The sequence below is a fragment of the Neobacillus cucumis genome, from assembly GCF_016908975.1.
In the GTDB taxonomy this organism is placed as follows: domain Bacteria; phylum Bacillota; class Bacilli; order Bacillales; family Cytobacillaceae; genus Neobacillus; species Neobacillus cucumis.
Genome location: NZ_JAFBEX010000007.1, coordinates 19,720 through 37,481, shown reverse-complemented (window position 1 = coordinate 37,481; position 17,762 = coordinate 19,720). Strand labels below are relative to the sequence as shown.

19 protein-coding genes, 1 pseudogene and 1 riboswitch are annotated in these 17,762 nt (G+C 35.3%); of the genes and pseudogenes, 11 read left to right on the top strand and 9 right to left on the bottom strand.

Going from position 1 to position 17,762, the window contains the following annotated elements:
- Positions 1 to 2 precede the first annotated feature (2 nt).
- Positions 3 to 875 carry a YitT family protein gene (locus JOC76_RS10545; RefSeq protein ID WP_205177575.1) on the top strand — a complete coding sequence of 291 codons (873 nt, stop codon included), beginning with the start codon at positions 3 to 5 and terminating at the stop codon, positions 873 to 875.
- A 302-nt stretch (positions 876 to 1,177) separates the two neighbouring features.
- Here JOC76_RS10545 and JOC76_RS10540 read toward each other — a convergent pair whose 3' ends face one another.
- From JOC76_RS10540 to JOC76_RS10515, 6 genes are all read right to left on the bottom strand, one after another.
- Positions 1,178 to 1,420 (bottom strand): hypothetical protein, encoded by a 243-nt coding sequence (locus tag JOC76_RS10540; protein ID WP_205177574.1) that lies wholly within the window; start codon positions 1,418 to 1,420, stop codon positions 1,178 to 1,180.
- Positions 1,421 to 1,984: 564 nt separating this feature from the next.
- Complete coding sequence (locus JOC76_RS10535; RefSeq protein ID WP_205177573.1) at positions 1,985 to 2,698, bottom strand: hypothetical protein; 714 nt, start codon at positions 2,696 to 2,698, stop codon at positions 1,985 to 1,987.
- A gap of 204 nt (positions 2,699 to 2,902) precedes the next feature.
- Complete coding sequence (locus JOC76_RS10530) at positions 2,903 to 3,046, bottom strand: hypothetical protein (RefSeq protein WP_205177572.1); 144 nt, start codon at positions 3,044 to 3,046, stop codon at positions 2,903 to 2,905.
- A 448-nt stretch (positions 3,047 to 3,494) separates the two neighbouring features.
- Positions 3,495 to 3,869, bottom strand: coding sequence for a hypothetical protein (locus JOC76_RS10525; RefSeq protein WP_205177571.1), 375 nt, complete (start codon positions 3,867 to 3,869; stop codon positions 3,495 to 3,497).
- A gap of 199 nt (positions 3,870 to 4,068) precedes the next feature.
- Positions 4,069 to 4,221 carry a hypothetical protein gene (locus tag JOC76_RS10520; protein WP_205177570.1) on the bottom strand — a complete coding sequence of 51 codons (153 nt, stop codon included), beginning with the start codon at positions 4,219 to 4,221 and terminating at the stop codon, positions 4,069 to 4,071.
- Between the two features lie 236 nt (positions 4,222 to 4,457).
- The gene (locus tag JOC76_RS10515) at positions 4,458 to 4,604 is read right to left on the bottom strand and encodes a hypothetical protein (protein WP_205177569.1); all 147 of its coding nucleotides are present in this window, start codon (positions 4,602 to 4,604) and stop codon (positions 4,458 to 4,460) included.
- A gap of 599 nt (positions 4,605 to 5,203) precedes the next feature.
- Between JOC76_RS10515 and JOC76_RS10510 the strand changes: the two genes are divergently transcribed.
- Positions 5,204 to 6,397: an MFS transporter gene (locus JOC76_RS10510; protein WP_205177568.1), complete on the top strand. Its 1,194-nt coding sequence runs from the start codon at positions 5,204 to 5,206 to the stop codon at positions 6,395 to 6,397.
- Between the two features lie 89 nt (positions 6,398 to 6,486).
- Here JOC76_RS10510 and JOC76_RS10505 read toward each other — a convergent pair whose 3' ends face one another.
- Entirely contained in the window at positions 6,487 to 6,648 is a 162-nt protein-coding gene (locus JOC76_RS10505) for a hypothetical protein (protein WP_205177567.1), read from the bottom strand.
- Between the two features lie 378 nt (positions 6,649 to 7,026).
- Between JOC76_RS10505 and JOC76_RS10500 the strand changes: the two genes are divergently transcribed.
- The 4 genes and pseudogenes from JOC76_RS10500 (at position 7,027) to JOC76_RS10490 (ending at position 9,583) form a co-directional block, all read left to right on the top strand.
- Entirely contained in the window at positions 7,027 to 7,503 is a 477-nt protein-coding gene (locus JOC76_RS10500) for a hypothetical protein (RefSeq protein WP_205177566.1), read from the top strand.
- 423 nt (positions 7,504 to 7,926) lie between these two features.
- Positions 7,927 to 8,097, top strand: a pseudogene (locus JOC76_RS30460) (DeoR family transcriptional regulator); the annotation flags it as partial.
- 6 nt (positions 8,098 to 8,103) lie between these two features.
- Positions 8,104 to 8,694 carry a DeoR/GlpR family DNA-binding transcription regulator gene (locus JOC76_RS10495; protein ID WP_239557686.1) on the top strand — a complete coding sequence of 197 codons (591 nt, stop codon included), beginning with the start codon at positions 8,104 to 8,106 and terminating at the stop codon, positions 8,692 to 8,694.
- Between the two features lie 112 nt (positions 8,695 to 8,806).
- On the top strand, positions 8,807 to 9,583 hold the full coding sequence (locus tag JOC76_RS10490) for a Cof-type HAD-IIB family hydrolase (protein WP_205177565.1): 777 nt from the start codon (positions 8,807 to 8,809) through the stop codon (positions 9,581 to 9,583).
- A gap of 119 nt (positions 9,584 to 9,702) precedes the next feature.
- Here JOC76_RS10490 and JOC76_RS10485 read toward each other — a convergent pair whose 3' ends face one another.
- Entirely contained in the window at positions 9,703 to 10,146 is a 444-nt protein-coding gene (locus JOC76_RS10485) for an exosporium protein C (RefSeq protein ID WP_205177564.1), read from the bottom strand.
- A gap of 183 nt (positions 10,147 to 10,329) precedes the next feature.
- Here JOC76_RS10485 and JOC76_RS10480 point away from each other — a divergent pair, with 183 nt between their 5' ends.
- The 3 genes from JOC76_RS10480 to kimA all read left to right on the top strand — a co-directional run bounded on the left by JOC76_RS10480 (position 10,330) and on the right by kimA (position 14,198).
- The gene (locus tag JOC76_RS10480) at positions 10,330 to 11,148 is read left to right on the top strand and encodes a MerR family transcriptional regulator (RefSeq protein WP_205177563.1); all 819 of its coding nucleotides are present in this window, start codon (positions 10,330 to 10,332) and stop codon (positions 11,146 to 11,148) included.
- A 62-nt stretch (positions 11,149 to 11,210) separates the two neighbouring features.
- Positions 11,211 to 11,894: a DUF554 domain-containing protein gene (locus JOC76_RS10475; protein WP_205177562.1), complete on the top strand. Its 684-nt coding sequence runs from the start codon at positions 11,211 to 11,213 to the stop codon at positions 11,892 to 11,894.
- A gap of 102 nt (positions 11,895 to 11,996) precedes the next feature.
- A riboswitch (cyclic di-AMP (ydaO/yuaA leader) is annotated at positions 11,997 to 12,137 on the top strand.
- Between the two features lie 240 nt (positions 12,138 to 12,377).
- On the top strand, positions 12,378 to 14,198 hold the full coding sequence (kimA, locus tag JOC76_RS10470) for a potassium transporter KimA (RefSeq protein WP_205177561.1): 1,821 nt from the start codon (positions 12,378 to 12,380) through the stop codon (positions 14,196 to 14,198).
- 99 nt (positions 14,199 to 14,297) lie between these two features.
- Here the strand turns inward: kimA and JOC76_RS10465 are convergent, their stop codons facing one another.
- Positions 14,298 to 15,368: a pyruvate kinase gene (locus tag JOC76_RS10465; RefSeq protein ID WP_205177560.1), complete on the bottom strand. Its 1,071-nt coding sequence runs from the start codon at positions 15,366 to 15,368 to the stop codon at positions 14,298 to 14,300.
- Between the two features lie 182 nt (positions 15,369 to 15,550).
- Here JOC76_RS10465 and JOC76_RS10460 point away from each other — a divergent pair, with 182 nt between their 5' ends.
- Positions 15,551 to 15,925 (top strand): P-II family nitrogen regulator, encoded by a 375-nt coding sequence (locus tag JOC76_RS10460; RefSeq protein ID WP_205177559.1) that lies wholly within the window; start codon positions 15,551 to 15,553, stop codon positions 15,923 to 15,925.
- Positions 15,916 to 17,226, top strand: a complete 1,311-nt coding sequence (locus tag JOC76_RS10455; protein WP_205177558.1) for an ammonium transporter — start codon at positions 15,916 to 15,918, stop codon at positions 17,224 to 17,226. Before JOC76_RS10460 ends, JOC76_RS10455 begins: the two co-directional genes overlap by 10 nt.
- Positions 17,227 to 17,762 lie beyond the last annotated feature (536 nt).

Sequence of the window (17,762 nt, the reverse complement as noted above, 5' to 3'; positions counted from 1 at the left end):
ATATGAATACAATCAAAATACATAAACCTAATAAACTAAAATTTATTTTACGAGGATTAATGGTGATTATCGGTGGATTTATCGCTGCATATGGATTAGAAACGGTCTTAATCCCAAACAACGTATCAGATGGGGGAGTGACGGGTCTTAGTATCGTTGGTTCAGAACTATTTGATTTACCATTAGGGGTTCTAATTGCCATTATAAACCTTCCTTTTATTTGGCTAGGATATCAACAAATTGGAAAAAGTTTCGCCTTTTTTTCGATCATTGGAATTGTGTCACTTGCGGTTGGTACAAGCCTTTTGCACCATACTCCAGCTATTATTGAAGGGGATACGTTGTTAATTACCGTTGTTGGCGGGATTATCATTGGATTTGGGATGGGTTTAGCCTTGCGTAATGGCGGGGCATTAGACGGAATTGATATGCTTGCCGTACTCCTATCTCGAAAATTACCGTTTGGTACAAGTGATCTCATTCTTTTCTTAAACATCTTTGTTTTCATTTTCGTTTCAATAGTATTTGGTCTACAAGGGGCGATCCTTTCGGCCATTGCGTACTTTATTGCTTCGAAAGTCATTCACATTGTAGAAGAAGGTCTAAGTGGTTCTAAAACCTTCCAAATTATTACCACTCAACCCGAAATCATGGTAGAGACGATTCGTGATCGTCTAGGTCGAAGTGCAACGTATAAAGAAGCTTATGGCGGTTTTTCCCATGAAAAATTTAAAGAAATCACCTGTGTTATAAACCGCTTAGAAGAAACCAAATTAAAGGAAATCATCAATGAAATGGATCCAAAAGCCTTTGTTACCGTATACGACGTTGCTGAAGTGAAAGGCGGGAATTTCAGAAAGCATAATATTCATTAGGCTAAATATAAAAAGGGATTATCAAAAAGCGTTAGAAATCATATATATTTAGCAAAAATCTATTTTTTGAGGTAGATACTTATGCATGGTAAAATTTCATTACCACAAGCATTGATAATCCTTTTTTTAGTTTTAGCAATTAGTTTTTTTCTTAGAGTATTACACATTCCTCACTATGGGGTTATATTTCTAGGGATTATTTTCGAAAAAGTCTTAGCTTTTTTTGTAGCTTTGTTTACAGAATTCTTTTTAAATTAACGTATTGAGGGAATATTTGGAACTATTTAGATATTTAGTACTTATTAATTCTGGTTTTGTTGTGCCAAATGATGAAGAAATAGAGCTAATGATTGAAGAACATCATTCAAGATTGCATGATTAAATAAAGTTACGATACCGATTGGAATCAATAAAACACCAACAATCCCACAAACTGGTGCTGCGTAAAAAGAATATTCATCCCCATAATTCCATAGGAGATACCCCAGATAGATGATTACACATCCAATTATGATTAGAAATAACGATCCCATCATTTTATTCACCAACCTTTCTCCCATTTTATTATTCAACTGCTCGTTAGATGAATAATAAAATGGGAAAAAAAGTTTAATTGCGCAAACGGCTGTGTACTCCTGTAGAACTAATAGGCGGTTTGCTTATGTTAACAAGAGGGAGCAGACAGACCTAAGAACAGCAAAAGAGGGGCATGCACGGTGAAAACCTGGCATGCCCCTATCTGTTCTGGAGTGCTATTGGTTCAAACCAGGACCCCCGGAACTTGGTTTACACTGGAAGCTGCTGGCCACTTCCGGATCGCCCTTTGTATAGCGGGCTACAAGCGGGTAAGGGCACAAAGGACGGGACCGGTCTGGTGCCTAGGTGGATGGCACATCTGGGTTGACACCGCCCGGATTGCCCACGCCGCGCGCCGTTGCCGTAATTCGATCCGGTGCTTCGCCGTATTCAACCCATTTGATAGAATTGGTCTTATTAACTTAAAATCTTTTTATCTTATGGTTTTAGATAGAAGAAACGAATAATTAAAGCTTTCCTGTTACTTGCTTTTTTAATAGAAAAACCTTGATTTCTCAAGGTTTAATAATTGATTATTTCTTTTTTGAATTCTGATTCGTGTTTGAGGTGTATTTAATTAATTTCTTATTTTGTTTTTTCAATTTTTTTAATTGACCTTTTACTTCGGATAAATCATATAATAATTGAGCTTTTACTTTGGATAAATCAGATAATAATTGATCTTTTACATCTAATAAATCATTTAATTGATCTTTTATATCTAATAAATCATTTAATTGATCTTTTACATCTAATAAATCATTTAATTGATCTTTTACTTCTAATAAATCATTTAATTGATCTTTTACATCGGATAAATCATCTAATTGAGCTTTTATTTCGGATAATTCATTGGCAAGGTTTTCTAACTGTGAAGAACTTAAACTAAGTTCTGTATTCTCTTGTGCGGGAGCATTGTCAGGAGCGGGTTGATCTTGTTTAGGCGTATTCGTTTCATTTACAGAATTATCAATTGCATCATTTTTGAACAAACTGCCTGCTACCTTCATTAGTGAATTCAATGTATTTGGATTTTGCATTAAGCTCCCAGCCAAATTCAATGTATTTGGATTTTGCATTAAGCTTCCAGCCAAATTCAATGTATTTGGATTTTGCATTAAACTCCCAGCCAAATTCATTAATGCATCACTGTTATTGTTTGATGGTGAAGTGGTATTAAATAAAGTATCAAGGTTGAGATTATCTCCCAAAATTGATCTATTCACTTTCTTTTGATTCTCACTCATTATTTGGTCACCCTATTCAAAAAATTTTTTAAAACGCTATAAAGTGAATCTTGAAGGGACATAATCTTATATAAAAATAAATGTATTTGAAATCCGCTTTGTATCTATCATATAAAATGAACCTAGAAGATCAATTCTAGGATCTTCTAAGTTCATTTGCCCATTTCATAAGAACTTTATATTGAGCCTAATCTTAGAATTCGATTAGCATTGGGCAGCAATTGCATTAAATGCGTCATTAAACGAGCTAGTATCAACACCTAAAATTCCTCCAACAAAAACTGCAATTGCTAATAAAATGATCACAAGTAGCACTCCTAAGCATACTAAAAGATTGGAAATTGGCATTTGTGTCCCCCCTTTCTTGGTACGAAGAGTATCGTAAGAGAGATCTTACAAAAACATATTATGCTGTAAATAATGGACAAACATAAACGGATGTCTTGGGTTTAGAAAAAATAGGCTTCAATTTTACAAGTGTAAAAAAGTAATAGATGCTTAACCAATAACAAAAAAATTACACTAATCGATACTTGATCCATACTTAATTGCATTTCGAGAATAATGTGAAAATAAAAAGGGTGCTTTAACATAATAAGGAATAAAATTAAAGGGTCTAAATTATGCAGGTTTTATACACTACTTGCGTATTTTTGGCTTTTTTACGTATTTAAATTTGCTGTTATTTATTTTTTAGGAGTCCCAGTTCTTGCTCAGCGCATCTTTTTGGTGCCTGAGATGGCGAATCTTGCAGCAAAATTGCTTACAGAGTTTGCTTTTATAAAATATCTCGTTTTCACTTCTTATTTTGTTTTTTCATTGCTTTTAATTGAGCTTTTATTTCGGATAATTCATTGGCGATTTTTTCTAGCTGTAAAGAAATTAAACTAAGTTCTTTATTCTCTTGTGCGGAAGCAGTGTCAGGAGTAGGTCCGTCTTGCTTAGGCTTATTCATATCATTTACAGAATGATCAATTGTATCATTTGTAAACAAACTGCTTGCCACCTTCATTAGTGAATTCATTGTATCTGGATTTTGCATTAAGCTCCCAGCCAAATTCATTAATGCATCATTGTTATTGGTTGATTGTGAAGTAGTATTAAATAAAGTATCAAGGTTGAGATTATCTCCCAAAATTGATTTGTTTTTTTTCTCTTGATTCTCACTCACTATTTCAACACCCTATTCTAAAAATGTTTTTTAAACGGTATAAAGTGAATCTTGAAGGGACTATAATCTTACACACAAATAATTGCTTTCGAAATCCGTTAATCCAAACATAGAAAATGAACTTAGAAGATTAATGTTCTTCTAAGTTCGCTTGTCCATTTTATAGGAACTTTAAAATGAGCCTAATGTTAGAATTCGATTAGCATTGTGCAGCAATTGCGTTAAATGCTCCACTAAACGAGCTAGTATCAACGCCTAAAATTCCACCAACAAAAAGTGCAATTGCTAATAAAATGATCACAAGTAGCACTCCTAAGCATACTAGAAGATTGGAAAGTGGTGTAGTTGGCATTTGTGTCCCCCCTTTCTTGGTACGAAGAGTATCGTAAGAGGAATCTTACAAAAGTATACTATGCTGAAAATAATGGACAACCTAAACGGATGTCATGGGTTTAGAAAAATAGGCTGTCCATAAGAGGACTAACGGTAAAATTAGAAAACGAAACGTGTATTGGAAAGGTCATTTTGACGGGGAGACAACTGAGGAAGAAAAAGAAATATTAAGCGTTGACTGTTCAGCATTTATCCTTAAGTACACTCATCGCAGCAATAAACATTATGACCTTTTAAATCTTTTTCTGCATATATAAAATAAGGTTCATTTGGGTCAATCGGAAGTCCACAGTGTACACAAAAAATGTTGTCTTCATACGGTTCATTGCTTAATTGCTCCAATATATCACCTCCTAAATAGTTTATAATCGATTAGATACAGGAAATAAAAAAAGGGAGTTGAAAAGTGGTTGTCCTAAATTTCCATCTTTAAATAATACAGAAGTTCATTACAGTTATAATTAATATTAATTTATGTGGAAAAAACAGAATGGAGAATATGTATTTCCTAGTTTTTCTATTGTTTTTTACTTTTGAGAGATTGTGAAGGTGTGTCTTTAGGAATACTAAATCTGATTATTATCAGGCATTAGTAAATGATGAATATCATGGGATAGAGGAAAAAATCAATAATTTAGAGGGGGTTGAATTGAAAAAGTTTCCATTGAAAAAGAATTATTCAATTTAAAGTCTTCATTGTATTCTGTAATTATATATGATATATTATCATCGTCACTTATTAAAGATATTTAATAAGTTTTTTGTTCGATACTTATTAAAGTCCTTTAAAAAGTATATTTAAATAGGCGGAGGCCCTTATGATTACTACTCCAAAATCAATAAGGGAGAAAATCTCTTAGAAGAGCAAATAGATATACATATAATCCGGAGTTTATGCTAGGGTTGGCAATTTAAGCAAATTGAATTATGGGGGAGTTTTTTTGAGTCGATTTCTGTGGGCTTCTTATGGCATGTATTTTTTGGGTGGGATAACCAGTGTGTTTTTTGGGGCAATCATGCCTGAGTTACTGTCGTATTATCATACTTCTTATACCTTTGGAGGACTTCTTATACTTCTCCAATCCCTTGGATTTATTATTGGTGTCCCTATTACTGCAAGTTTTATGAAAAGGTATCATTACCGGCTTATCCTTACTGGAGCTGCACTTGCGGTAGTTGTTGCACAGACAGGTATTTTATTTTTGCCTAAGTTTTATTTACTAGGATTTCTTGTTGTTGTGAATGGGATTGGAGCATCGTCACTTGAGACGGCTGTTGCCTCGTATGTTATGGAACTGTTTAAAGGGAGACAAGCCATATTTATGAGCCGATTGGAAGTAGCATTTGGCGCTGGGGCATTAATTATGCCATTGCTTGCTAGTATTCTTATCGCTGGCCACTTGTGGCGTTTTTCACCATTGTTAATTGCTTTATTTGCGCTTACTTTAGCCATTGTGTGGCAATTTGTGTCCATTTCATTACAAACTTCAGAGGAAGAGGGACCTATGGATGCAGGTTCAGCTGCAGCACCTATTTTTAAGGGGCGGATTCCAAAATATAGTATCCTAATGTTGTTTCTTTTCATCATTTTTATTTATGTGGGGATAGAGGGCAGCATAAATAGCTTCCTTCCAAGTATTTTCTCAAAAAATTTAAACAGCAGTCCCTACTTCGCCTCCCTTAGTACATCCGTATTTTGGATAGCCATGCTTTGTGGTCGTCTTGTCATTGGTTTGATAGTCCGCCGCGTCAGCTACGAACGTTATTTATTAGGGAGTATTGTAGTAGGACTAGTCTTTATTTTTCTTCTAACTCAGAATAAAACACTGGGTACTTCATACCTTACTGTATTTGGACTGGGATTGGGGATGTCAGCTATTTATTCCATCACAATGGTTTATGCCAATCATACTTTTCCAGGAATGGAGCGTACTGTTACAAGTGCCATCACAGCATTTGCTGGAATTGGAGGAGCGATGTTTCCTTTTGTTATTGGATACGCTATGGATCGGTATTTACCAAGCCAAGTATTGTGGATCATTTTTATTTTTTCTTTGGTTCTGTTAGTTTTCTTTTTAATCATATATATTAGTTTGCGAATAATACGCAATCAATTAAATGCTTCAGGTTTATGATTAATATAAAACTATGAATATAAAAAAAAGACACGAGTTGGTTTCGTGTCTTATTCTATGTATTATTTTTTTGAAATTTAATTAATGAACTATTCTTCATCCCAGAACGAGTAATGATATTTATCCAAACTACCTGTTTTCGACGTTTCCTTCGTAGATTCTTCTCTCATTTTCGATATGGCTTTTTGTACATCTATTGAAGAAAAACCTTCCGATTTTATACGATCAATTGTTTTTTCAAGTGTACTCATTAAAAAAAAGCCTCCTCATTTTAGTATGGAAATATTTTATTTTTAATTTTTTGAATACGCCTTATTTTAACAAAAAATATACTATTTTGACAATTTTAAATAATTTTTGTGACAAAAAACTACCTTCTGCCTATTTGAGTAGTTCAGGGTTTGATGGTTATAAATTCTTGTACAACATAAATAATTCCGCACATTTACTTCTTATACTTAGATTTATAGTAACGGTACAGGGGTGCTGCAGCAACCCCGTTCAACTATCGAAGCAGTTTAGTTGAAAAACGTTGTTTAACTTGTGTTAAACACTGGTCCATTTAATGGAATAAAACTACTGAACAAAAGGGGATATTAAATGATAAATTGTATTTTGTGGGGGCTCCTATGATTAATAAAAGAAAGGCTTTATCATTTAGTACATTAGTTATTCCTTGGTTAACTACTCCATTGCTAGGAAAAAATTCTTTTGTTCGCTTTCTTCCAGTAGCAACATTTATTGGTTATATCTTTAGTTTGTTAGGTGAAATTGCTGATAGACGTAAGTGGTGGAAAGTAAAAAATGCTTTATTTCCAAATTATCGTTTAGATTTCTCTTACCTTTTAGGTTTATTTTTTATAACTACTATTTGGGTATTTAAATTAACGTACGGTAGCTTTATAAAGTACATATCATTAAATGCTGTACTAGATTATATTCTCGCGTTCCCTATCGCAAAATTTTTCGCTAAGGTTGGAGTATTCGAGTTCAAGAAAATGCGACCAAAACATTTTTTCATATTGTCAGTTGTAACAGCAATCGTTATTTATATTTATCAATTATTAGTCGAACGAACTATTGTAAAAGAGGTAAAGAAATATTAGAAGAAGAAATGTTATTTGTTTCCTTTGTATGGAGGCTGGAACAATACTTTAGGGAGAAGAGATTGTGAAGGATTTACTTAAACAGGTGCAAGAGTTAAAGAATGGGATGGCTGCGGCGATCCCCTTTTCTTATTGAAAAGTGGCATTTGAATAAGAAATCATCTCAGGGAACACTAAAATGAGGTGATTCTTATAAATATCCTTTTTTCGGACCATTGAAAAATAGGAAATTTAACTAATTGGGGATTGAACTTTGCAAGGAGTCGTAGCTGTGTGGCTCTTTTTTTTGTTCTGCTAACTGGCTGGTTGAATAAGCGTTGTATTTAGAGGTACATAGAATTAAAAACACTTATATAAACTTACAATCACTTGACTATAACTTACATATACGTATAAAATACTTACATCAGGAGGTGGTATTGCTTGGAATCACTTAGCCAAGAGGAGAGACTCGTTCGTTTAATGGAATATTTACAACAACATCAACGAGTAACAGCTGGAACGATCTGTGAGTTGTTTAATGTGTCGCGTGATACTGCCAGACGAGACATAGTGAAGCTTGTTGAGAGCGGGAATGTTATACGTACACGTGGTGGGGTGATGTTACCACGATTGACAAAGGAAGTGTCCGGTTATAAGGAGAGACTTATCCTAGAATCTTCTGGAAAGCAGGAGATTGGTCAAATCGCCGCAGATCTCGTCAAAGACGGGGACTATGTGATTTTTGATGCGTCAACCACCGTACATTTCGCTGCACAATGTTTGGAGGCGGAGGATGTTACGGTCGTAACCAACGCAATCGACGTAGCGAGTGTTCTCGCCGATAATGAAAATGTTACTGTGCATTTGTTGGGCGGAACTCTCAATGGCAAACATCGCTTTTTGTTCGGGGCAGCGACGCTTCAAAAGCTGTCGGAATATCAAGTCGACAAACTGTTTCTTGGAGCATGCGGAATTACTGCTGATGGTATCTCGTACCCGTATGAAGAAGATGGAGCCGTCAAGCGGGAAATGATACGCCATGCAGATCAGGTTATTGTGTTAGCAGATAGTACAAAGTTTGGAAAACGCTTGTTCCATAGAATTTCCGGGTTGGAATCGATTGATATGGTCATTACCGACAAAAAGCCAGATGAAGCAATGACCCAGGTTCTGAGTGATTACGACATTAAGGTTATTATCGCTAAATGAGGGATGTAGAGGGTCTTCAAGAAATCAATCGACAGATAGATATGTAGAGTCATTGTGTTAGTCAAAATGGCGGGTTTGTTCATTTAAAACCAGCGGAAAGAGGGGAATGACATTGACAGAACAAAAAATTATCTTTTTTGATATTGATGGAACATTGCTTACGCAAGATAAAAAGTTACCTACTACCACAAAGGATGCGATTTATAAATTAAAAGAAAGGGGGCATGAAGTGGGAATTGCAACAGGCAGAGCTCCGTTTATGTTTGAAAATCTGCGAAGAGAATTAGATATAAATACTTATGTAAGTTATAACGGTCAATATGTAGTTTTAGATGGAAAAGTCCTTTATACCAATCCATTAAACCTTACATCCATAAAAAAATTAACAGAAACAGCTCTTAGTAATCATCATCCAGTGGTTTACATGGATCATGAAGATATGAAATCGAATGTGCCAGAACATATCTATATCAAGAACAGTTTTGAGTCATTAAAAATGGATAGTCCCACCCATGATCCTCATTATTATCATGGGCGTGAACTGTATCAAACCCTTCTATTTTGCCCAGATGGGGAAGAGAAACAATATGATGAGAGATTTATAGATTTAGATTTTGTTAGAGCACTGCCATTTTCAGTTGATGTTATTCCGAAGGGTGGCTCTAAAGCAAAAGGAATTGAGAAAATTATTGAAAGACTAGGATTTCCAGAAGAATGTCAATATGCTTTTGGAGACGGACTAAATGATATTGAGATGCTTTCAACAATAAAACACAGTGTGGCAATGGGCAATGCAGAAGAGAAAGTAAAGGGTGCAGCAAAATACGTTACAAAATCAGTTGAAAACAATGGAATCTATTATGGTCTTCAGATGGTCGGTCTATTATGACAATTTAATATTTCAAGTATCCAATCGATTAAGAGACTTAAATAAAAAACTATACCCCTTAACAAAAGGGATATAGAATAGCCTTACGATTATTAGAAATCTAAGCTGTGTTTGAACTATTAATCACAATCACAGTCATCAGGAGCTACTGCTAAACCACTAAAAGAGATTGGTCCTACAACAGCTGCTTCTGTGCCATTTGTAATATTTTCAGCGGTTAATTCATAAAGGTGTGTTCCCTGTCCTAAATTCATATCAATAGCTTGGAATGTCACAATATAATTAACCTCTGATGTAGGATCCGCTTCTATTCCCTCTTGAGCTCTAAAGATTTCTTTTCCATCACGAAAGATCTTAAATAAAATTTGAGATGTATCACTTACCCCTCGAACGCCAACTGTCGCAATTAATTCTACACTATTATTATTTGCATGTCTTCGAGGTACAGTTATACGGATAGTAGTTAGTACAATAAGTCTAGGAGAATGAGGAATAGAAACTGGGTTATTATTGTTAACTTTACGAATTGGTTCTGTTGCCTGATAATCAAAAATACGAAACATTGTCTCACCCCCTTGATGATTATGGTATAAGATATGTAGTTAAGTGAGAGTTAGATTGGACAAACAGTTAATAATCTTGAGTTTTATTGCCTTAAAGGATAAAAAATTTTTTCAAAAGGGAAAACCAATTATTATGTTAATATTATTAATTAAAATCTGTCATATGAGTAAAGGAAGATTAAAGTGAAGAATCGATTTTCGGTAGGAGAAATGGCTAAGCTTCATAATACGACTATAAAAACTTTACGATATTATGATGAAATTGGATTGTTGAAACCTATTCAAATTAATATAAACAACGGATATAGATACTATTCAACTGAGCAATTTGAACAGCTGAACACCATTCATTATTTAAAGGAGTTAGGTTTTTCTTTAAAGGAAATCAAGGAGCACTTAGAACAAAGGGACATTGATAGTTTTTTGGATTTGTTAGAAAAACAAAAAGAATTAACAGAAATTAAAATGAGGGAATTAGAACGTGTTAACCGTAGATTTCAAAATCGAATTAATGACATTAAACTAGCACGCAGAATAGTGGAATTAGGAATTGCATCCATAGAGGATTTTAAGGAGAGAAAAATAGTAAGGTTATTGGAAAAAATCAGTTCAGAATCAGAGCTGGAGGTTTCCCTGCGGCAATTAGAAAATATGTCTAATATGAATTCTTCTATATTTATCGGAGGTGTTGGGCTTACGGTAAGTATGAATAACATAAAGGAAACCAAGTTCGATGAATATAACTCCATTTTTATTTTTGCCGAGGAAGAAGATATTAAAAGTCCTTTAGTGACATCTCTACAGGAAGGAAAGTATGCCTGTATTTATTATAGGGGGAATCATAATGATTCACCTCAATATTACAAAGTCCTACTGACCTGCATCCAAGAAAATGGTCTTAAAATTATTGGCGATTCCATTGAAAGGACGATAATTGACCATTATATTTCAAAAAGCAAGGAAGACTACCTGACAGAAATACAAATACCAGTAAAGTATTGACTCTCCCCTTACAGGAGGGTCTATATTTTTGGGTAAGAACATTAGTAAAAGGAGAAATGATTATGTTTGGAACGATATTTAATACCATGATGATAATAGTTGGAAGTATTATCGGAAGCATCTTTAAAAAGGGGATAAAAGATGAATATCATAATATCCTAATGCAGGCAATGGGATTAGTAGCTATGGGATTAGGAATAAATGCACTAGTACAACATTTACCTTCCAGCAAATATCCGGTACTTTTTATTGTAAGTTTAGCTGTAGGGGGATTACTCGGACAAAGACTTAATTTGGAATCAAAATTTAAGGCTTTAGTTAATAAATATTCTAAGGGTAATTTAGCTGAAGGGTTATCGACTGCAATTCTTTTATTTTGTATTGGAACGTTATCTATATTAGGTCCTGTTGAGGCTGCCTTAAATGGAGATTATTCGTATCTGCTTGCAAATGGTATGTTGGACGGAATTACTTCGATTGTTTTAGCATCCAACTTTGGTATTGGGATAGCTATTGCAGGAATTGTGTTATTTGTATGGCAAGGTTCCATTTATTTAATTACTATTCTAATGGAGAACTCCATAAATAATGATCTTCTAAATGAATTGACGATTGTAGGGGGTATATTGATACTAGGATCTGGTTTAAGTATTTTGGGCATTAAGAAAAGTAATACCCTAAATCTGCTGCCATCATTAATCATTCCTCCTTTTATATTTTTAATTATTCATTTAGCCCATTTATAAAGTTTTATTGCCACAATAGTAACTAATATATCTTTTTTTGAACTATTTTGCCCCTTTACAATTAATTTCTTTCGGAGTAGTATCATGTTCATAGGAGAAAACAATTTAATATTGCCTAGTCCCGTCTGGGAACGGAGGACCCAATTTATTTTGGGGTGAATTCTACAAATTAGTAGAAGGGATGCTATCTCTTTCGCCATCCTAACCCGTCAGCTAACTTCGTCGGCTAAAGCGAAGGAGGTCTAGAGACCACCTTATGAAAGGTGCTTTTTTGTGTTTTTACAAAAAAGTTAGCTTTCAATTTTGTGGTCCTTTTTGTGTGCTTAAAAATAGGGAAATCAATGAAAAGGTGTGGGGGTGTTACTAGAATCTAATGGTGGAAAAGCGTAATTTTACATAGATTATGAACAATATGAAACTATGAAAGTCGAATTTATTTAAAAAACTAAAACTTAATTGCAATTCATACAGGAGGAAACTGTAATGACATTTAAAAGGTTGCTTTTTGGTCGTCCATTAAAAACGAGCGAAGCAGAGGCTGAGAAAATGCCAATTTGGAAGGCACTACCCATTTTATCATCGGACGCACTCTCTTCGGTAGCGTACGGCACAGAGATGATTTTAATAGAACTTGCTACTGTTGGGGCATTTGCCTTTGCTTTTTCGTTACCCGTTGCTATTACAATTATATTACTGATTTCGATTCTCATTATAAGTTATAGACAAGTTATCGATGCGTATCCACAAGGCGGAGGGGCCTATATGGTGGCAAAAGAAAACCTTGGAATGATGTGGGGACGGTTAGCAGGAGTATCATTACTTATTGATTATACGTTAACTGTAGCAGTATCTATATCGGCTGGTGTACTAGCTATCACTTCTGCTTTTCCTACAGCTTTGCCATATATCGTTCCGATTGGGCTTGTATTTATTTGGTTTATGGTATGGATGAATCTTAGAGGATTATCAGAAGCGGGTAACGTATTTGCATTTCCAACTTATTTATTTATCTTTTGCATGTTAACCCTGGTAGGAAAAGGGTTATTTGACTGGTTAACTGGTGCAAGTCAGGCAACTCATCATGTTACAATTCCTACAGAATTACCAGCAAGCCTTACATGGTTTGTTTTGCTAAAAGCGTTCTCTTCAGGGTGTTCAGCAGTAACGGGTATTGAAGCTATTTCGAATGCAGTGCCCCACTTTAGGAACCCTGCTCAAAAGAATGCGAAACGGACTATGGTTACATTAGGTGTACTACTATCTATTATTTTTGGTGGAGTAACCATCATCTCAAGAGCCTATGATATTCACCCAGACCCCACAGGAACTAAAACCGTATTGTCATTGGTAGCAGAAGATGCCTTTGGTCGAGGAATATTTTATTATATTATTCAGTTTGCTACGATGACGATATTAATACTGGCTGCTAATACAGCCTTTAATGGTTTCCCAATATTAGGATCTTTAATGGCACAAGATAAAAATTTGCCTAGAATGTTTGCTAATCGGGGAGATCGTTTAGCTTTTAACTATGGAATCATCACATTGGGAGTCTTAGCAAGTATTTTACTTATTGTATTTCATGGGAGAACGGAGGCGTTAATTCCCCTTTATGCTATTGGTGTTTTCTTATCCTTTACCATGGCACAAGTAGGACTTGTCTTAAAGTGGCGTAGAGAGAAATCACTTGGATGGCAACGAAAAGCGATTATCAATGGAATAGGCGCAGTCGTAACATTTTTTGTAGTCATTATTTTTAGTATAACCAAATTTGAAGAAGGAGCTTGGATTGTTGTAGTGATTACTCCTATCATGTTGTGGGTAATCACAAGAATTAGTAAACATTACGACAGTGTAGGGAAACAATTAAAAATTGATTTAGCGGAGCCAATTCCAAGTACAGATACAATTATTATTATACCTGTTGCTGGTATTCATAAAGTAGTTGTTTCAACCATTTCTTATGCAAAATCACTTACCCCAAATATTGTTGCTTTTTATGTAGCTTTTACGCCTGAAGATGCTAAAAAGATGGAGCAAAGATGGGAAGAATGGAATCCAGGCGTTCGATTAGTTGTAGTCACTTCCCGTTATCGTACATTAATAAAGCCATTAATTGAATTTATTGAGCGTATCGACCACCACTATCATGAAAAGAAAGTAACAGTGCTATTACCTGAATTTATAACCCATAAGTGGTGGCACCGTCTTCTGCACAACCAATCCGCATTTCGTATTCGTACATTACTTTTGAATCGAAAAGACGTGGTTGTTTCAACTGTCCCGTTTCATTTAAAAGATTGATATGCAATAGCAAAATGGAAGAGTCCAATGATTATATTATTGGGCTTTTAAATGATTAAAAAAGAGCTGCCATTTTGATGTTGGAAGCTCTTTTCATTATTAACATTTATTTGTATTATTTAATAATTTCAGTATATCGGAAAAGTCGAAAGGATTTTCTTTCCTTACACATTCTGCAAACTGGGACACAAGTTTCAATGTTTCTATACTCTGAATAGGATAGTGCCCTGCAGCGCTTTCAGCTGACAACATGACAGCGTTTGTACCATCTAGTACGCTCTGGAATACATCCATAACTTCCGCCCTTGTGGGTAATGGGTTATCCACCATTGATTGCAGCATCTGCGTAGCCGTAATGACATAGGTATCTAACCGATTACATTCTCTTATCATGGCTTTTTGCAACAGTGGAATCCATTGGTAGGGTAGCTCCACACCAAGATCACCACGAGCAATCATCACGGCATCTGTCTCTTCGCAGATTTCTTGGAAATGTTGGATTGCCTCAACCGTTTCAATCTTTGCCACCAACTTAGGACAATGTCCTTTCAAACTTTCCATAAAACTCCGAACTTCTTTAAGATGCGAAGCCCGGCGGACAAATGAGCAAGCAATGAAATCAACTTCTTCTTCTAAAAGGAATTGAATATCTAATTTATCTTTTTCAGTAATGGCAGGTAAACTCGTCACAACACCTGGAAGATTTACTCCTTTATGGGAGGCTATGTCACCACCTGTTTTGACTGTGGTGACAACTTTAGTTTGATCTACTTGCATAACGATTAATTCCACTGCACCATCATTGATCAAAATTCGAGTGCCCGGTTGCACATCTTTAACTAACCATTCATAATCAACGCTTGCCTGATTTTCGTTTCCTAATACTTGATCAATATGAAGGGTAAAGGGTTGTCCGGTTTTAAGAGTAACTTTTTCATTTTCAACTTTACCTAATCGTATTTTTGGACCTTGAAGGTCACCTAATATTTTAATTTGATGCCCTGTCTCTTCGATAAGTGATTTAATTAATCGTATAACTTTACTGTGGCTCTTGTGAGTCCCATGAGATAAATTCAATCGTGCAACGGTCATTCCATGGTTAATCAGTTCAGTGAGCACATTTTTATCATTACTTGCAGGTCCAATTGTACAAACACGATCAATAGACAATGTATCACCTCAATCTTATAGTCGTGATTATTGTGCCCAATTGGTGATTTTTTTTAAATACAAAAAAAGTTTCTGAAATGTTCATTAATTTCATTTTATTGACATTGACCTCGAAGTTCGCATGTTATATTATTTATTCATATCATGTTAGGAAAGTTTACATCAAATAGGCGGTGTAAATAATGAAAAAAGTTGAAGCCATTATAAGACCAGAAAAGCTCACGGAGACTATTAAGGGATTAAATGTTATAGGAGTTACTGGCTTTACTGTTTCCCAAGTTGTCGGCAGAGGGAAACAAAAGGATACAAAGGGAGTTTATCGTGGAAAGAATTATAACGTGACTCTCCATCCAAAAGTAAAATTAGAGATCGTTCTGTCGGATTTTATGGTGGAACGTACAATAAAGACGATTGTAGATTCTGCTCAAACTGGCGAAGATGGAGATGGAAAGATTTACGTTTATCCTATTTTTGAAGCTTATAATATTCGAACTGGCAAAGCAGACTTAGATATTGATGAACTTGTCAATCAGGAGGAATCACTTTCGTGGAACTAATGTATATAAATACCGTATGGGTTGTGTTGGCTGCGGCAATGGTGTTATTTATGGAAGGTGGATTTAGTTTACTCGAGGCTGGTTTTGTTCGAACTAAAAATGCGGTAAATGTTACGATGAAAATCTTCGTAGATTTAACTGTTGGGGCTTTAAGTTTTTGGATCATCGGTTTTGGCATTATGTTTGGAAAAGATACTTTCGGAATCATTGGTACTACATTATTCGGGAGTCCGGAAAAGATTGCACTTTCTACTGATTTGCCTAGTGCAGCCTTTGTATTGTTTCAAATGGGATTTGCAGTAGCATGTATTTCAATTGTTTCAGGTGCGGTTGCCGAACGGATGAACTTTAAAGCATATGTTGTAACAGCAGCCCTTATCTGTATCGTTATTTATCCAGTTACTGGGCATTGGATTTGGAACAGTAATGGTTGGTTGGCGAAATTAGGTATGAAGGATTTTGCAGGTTCTGCTGCAATTCATGCAGTAGGTGGTTTTGTTGCTTTTGCCATGGCAAAAATGTTAGGACCCAGAAAAGGAAGATTTAACTCGGATGGAAGTACCAATGTATTTGCACCTAGTAATATTCCTTTAGCATCCGCTGGTGCGTTTGTTTTATGGTTTGGTTGGTTTGCTTTTAATGCAGGAAGTACATTGGACGCCTCAAATGGAGCCTTAGCACCAATAGCCATTAACACAATGCTTGCGGGAGCAAGTGGTGGTACAGCAGCTTTGTTTATGACGATGAAGAAGTTTGGGAAAGCTGACCCAAGTATGACGATTAATGGTGTATTAGCAGGGTTGGTAGCTATTACAGCTGGATGTGCCTTTGTTTCCCAATGGAGTGCTATTATAATTGGAGTCATCAGTGGTCTAATTGTGATATATGCAACATTATTAGTGGATAATCTAAAGGTTGATGACCCAGTAGGGGCGGTTGCTGTTCACGGTTTTAATGGGGTTTTTGGAACAATTGCTGTTGGATTATTTGACCAATCACAAGGTTTATTAACTACTGGTCATTATCATCTTTTAGGTGTTCAGTTACTCGGTGCAGTTGTAGTAATTGTTTGGGGACTTGTGGGTGGTGCATTTATGGCTAAGGTATGTGAAAAGACAGTTGGCTTCCGAGCAAGTGAACGTGAGGAAGAAGAGGGATTGGATATGTCATACCACGGAATTCCGGCCTACAATGAATTAGAAAGATTCACAGATTTGCCTACAAGCTTATATAATTTTGAAGAAACAACAGGAATATCGATTGCTCCAACAAGCAAACAAACAGCCAACGAAATAGTGTAATTTTTTATCAAAAGTATAAGTTAATTCACTTCAAAGTGTAAGCCGTTTTTAGCAACGGTCTTACACTTTTTTATTCTTCGGTTAACTATTATGTTATTAAAAATCTTTATTGATTTTTATAAGCTGGTCGATAAAAAGCTACTGATTTCCGCATCTAGGATCGAGTGGGGCCGTACTTATTGATTAGGGAATCAGGGTTAAGCACCCGATCTGATAATAGACGGAAAAATTCCGCTTAATCAGGAATTATTATTAAAAAAAGCTTAAATAGACGGATAGATTCCGCCTATTGACTTGAAAAATGCGAAAATAGGGAATTTTGCTTTGCATAACCGGAAATTTTCCGCTTATTTAGCCCGAAACAAGCTCCATGCTGCATCTAACCGAAAAATTTCCGCTTATTTTACTTTTGAAGATTACTAGATTAAGGACAAGACAACATATTGAAAAGGGAGTGAGTGTTATCTCAATAATCCAAAAGAACCTCATTTTGATGTTTTAAGGTGAATCGTATCACAAGTAGGTGAGGTTTTATA

What these genes read in the sequence shown, in the direction of transcription:
- JOC76_RS10545 (WP_205177575.1), top strand. Translation starts at nt 3, where the DNA reads ATGAATACAATCAAAATACATAAACCTAATAAACTAAAATTTATTTTA.
- JOC76_RS10535 (WP_205177573.1), bottom strand. Translation starts at nt 2,698, where the DNA reads ATGAGTGAGAATCAAAAGAAAGTGAATAGATCAATTTTGGGAGATAAT.
- JOC76_RS10530 (WP_205177572.1), bottom strand. Translation starts at nt 3,046, where the DNA reads ATGCCAATTTCCAATCTTTTAGTATGCTTAGGAGTGCTACTTGTGATC.
- JOC76_RS10520 (WP_205177570.1), bottom strand. Translation starts at nt 4,221, where the DNA reads ATGCCAACTACACCACTTTCCAATCTTCTAGTATGCTTAGGAGTGCTA.
- JOC76_RS10505 (WP_205177567.1), bottom strand. Translation starts at nt 6,648, where the DNA reads ATGAGTACACTTGAAAAAACAATTGATCGTATAAAATCGGAAGGTTTT.
- JOC76_RS10500 (WP_205177566.1), top strand. Translation starts at nt 7,027, where the DNA reads ATGATTAATAAAAGAAAGGCTTTATCATTTAGTACATTAGTTATTCCT.
- JOC76_RS10495 (WP_239557686.1), top strand. Translation starts at nt 8,104, where the DNA reads ATGTTACCACGATTGACAAAGGAAGTGTCCGGTTATAAGGAGAGACTT.
- JOC76_RS10485 (WP_205177564.1), bottom strand. Translation starts at nt 10,146, where the DNA reads ATGTTTCGTATTTTTGATTATCAGGCAACAGAACCAATTCGTAAAGTT.
- JOC76_RS10475 (WP_205177562.1), top strand. Translation starts at nt 11,211, where the DNA reads ATGTTTGGAACGATATTTAATACCATGATGATAATAGTTGGAAGTATT.
- kimA (WP_205177561.1), top strand. Translation starts at nt 12,378, where the DNA reads ATGACATTTAAAAGGTTGCTTTTTGGTCGTCCATTAAAAACGAGCGAA.
- JOC76_RS10460 (WP_205177559.1), top strand. Translation starts at nt 15,551, where the DNA reads ATGAAAAAAGTTGAAGCCATTATAAGACCAGAAAAGCTCACGGAGACT.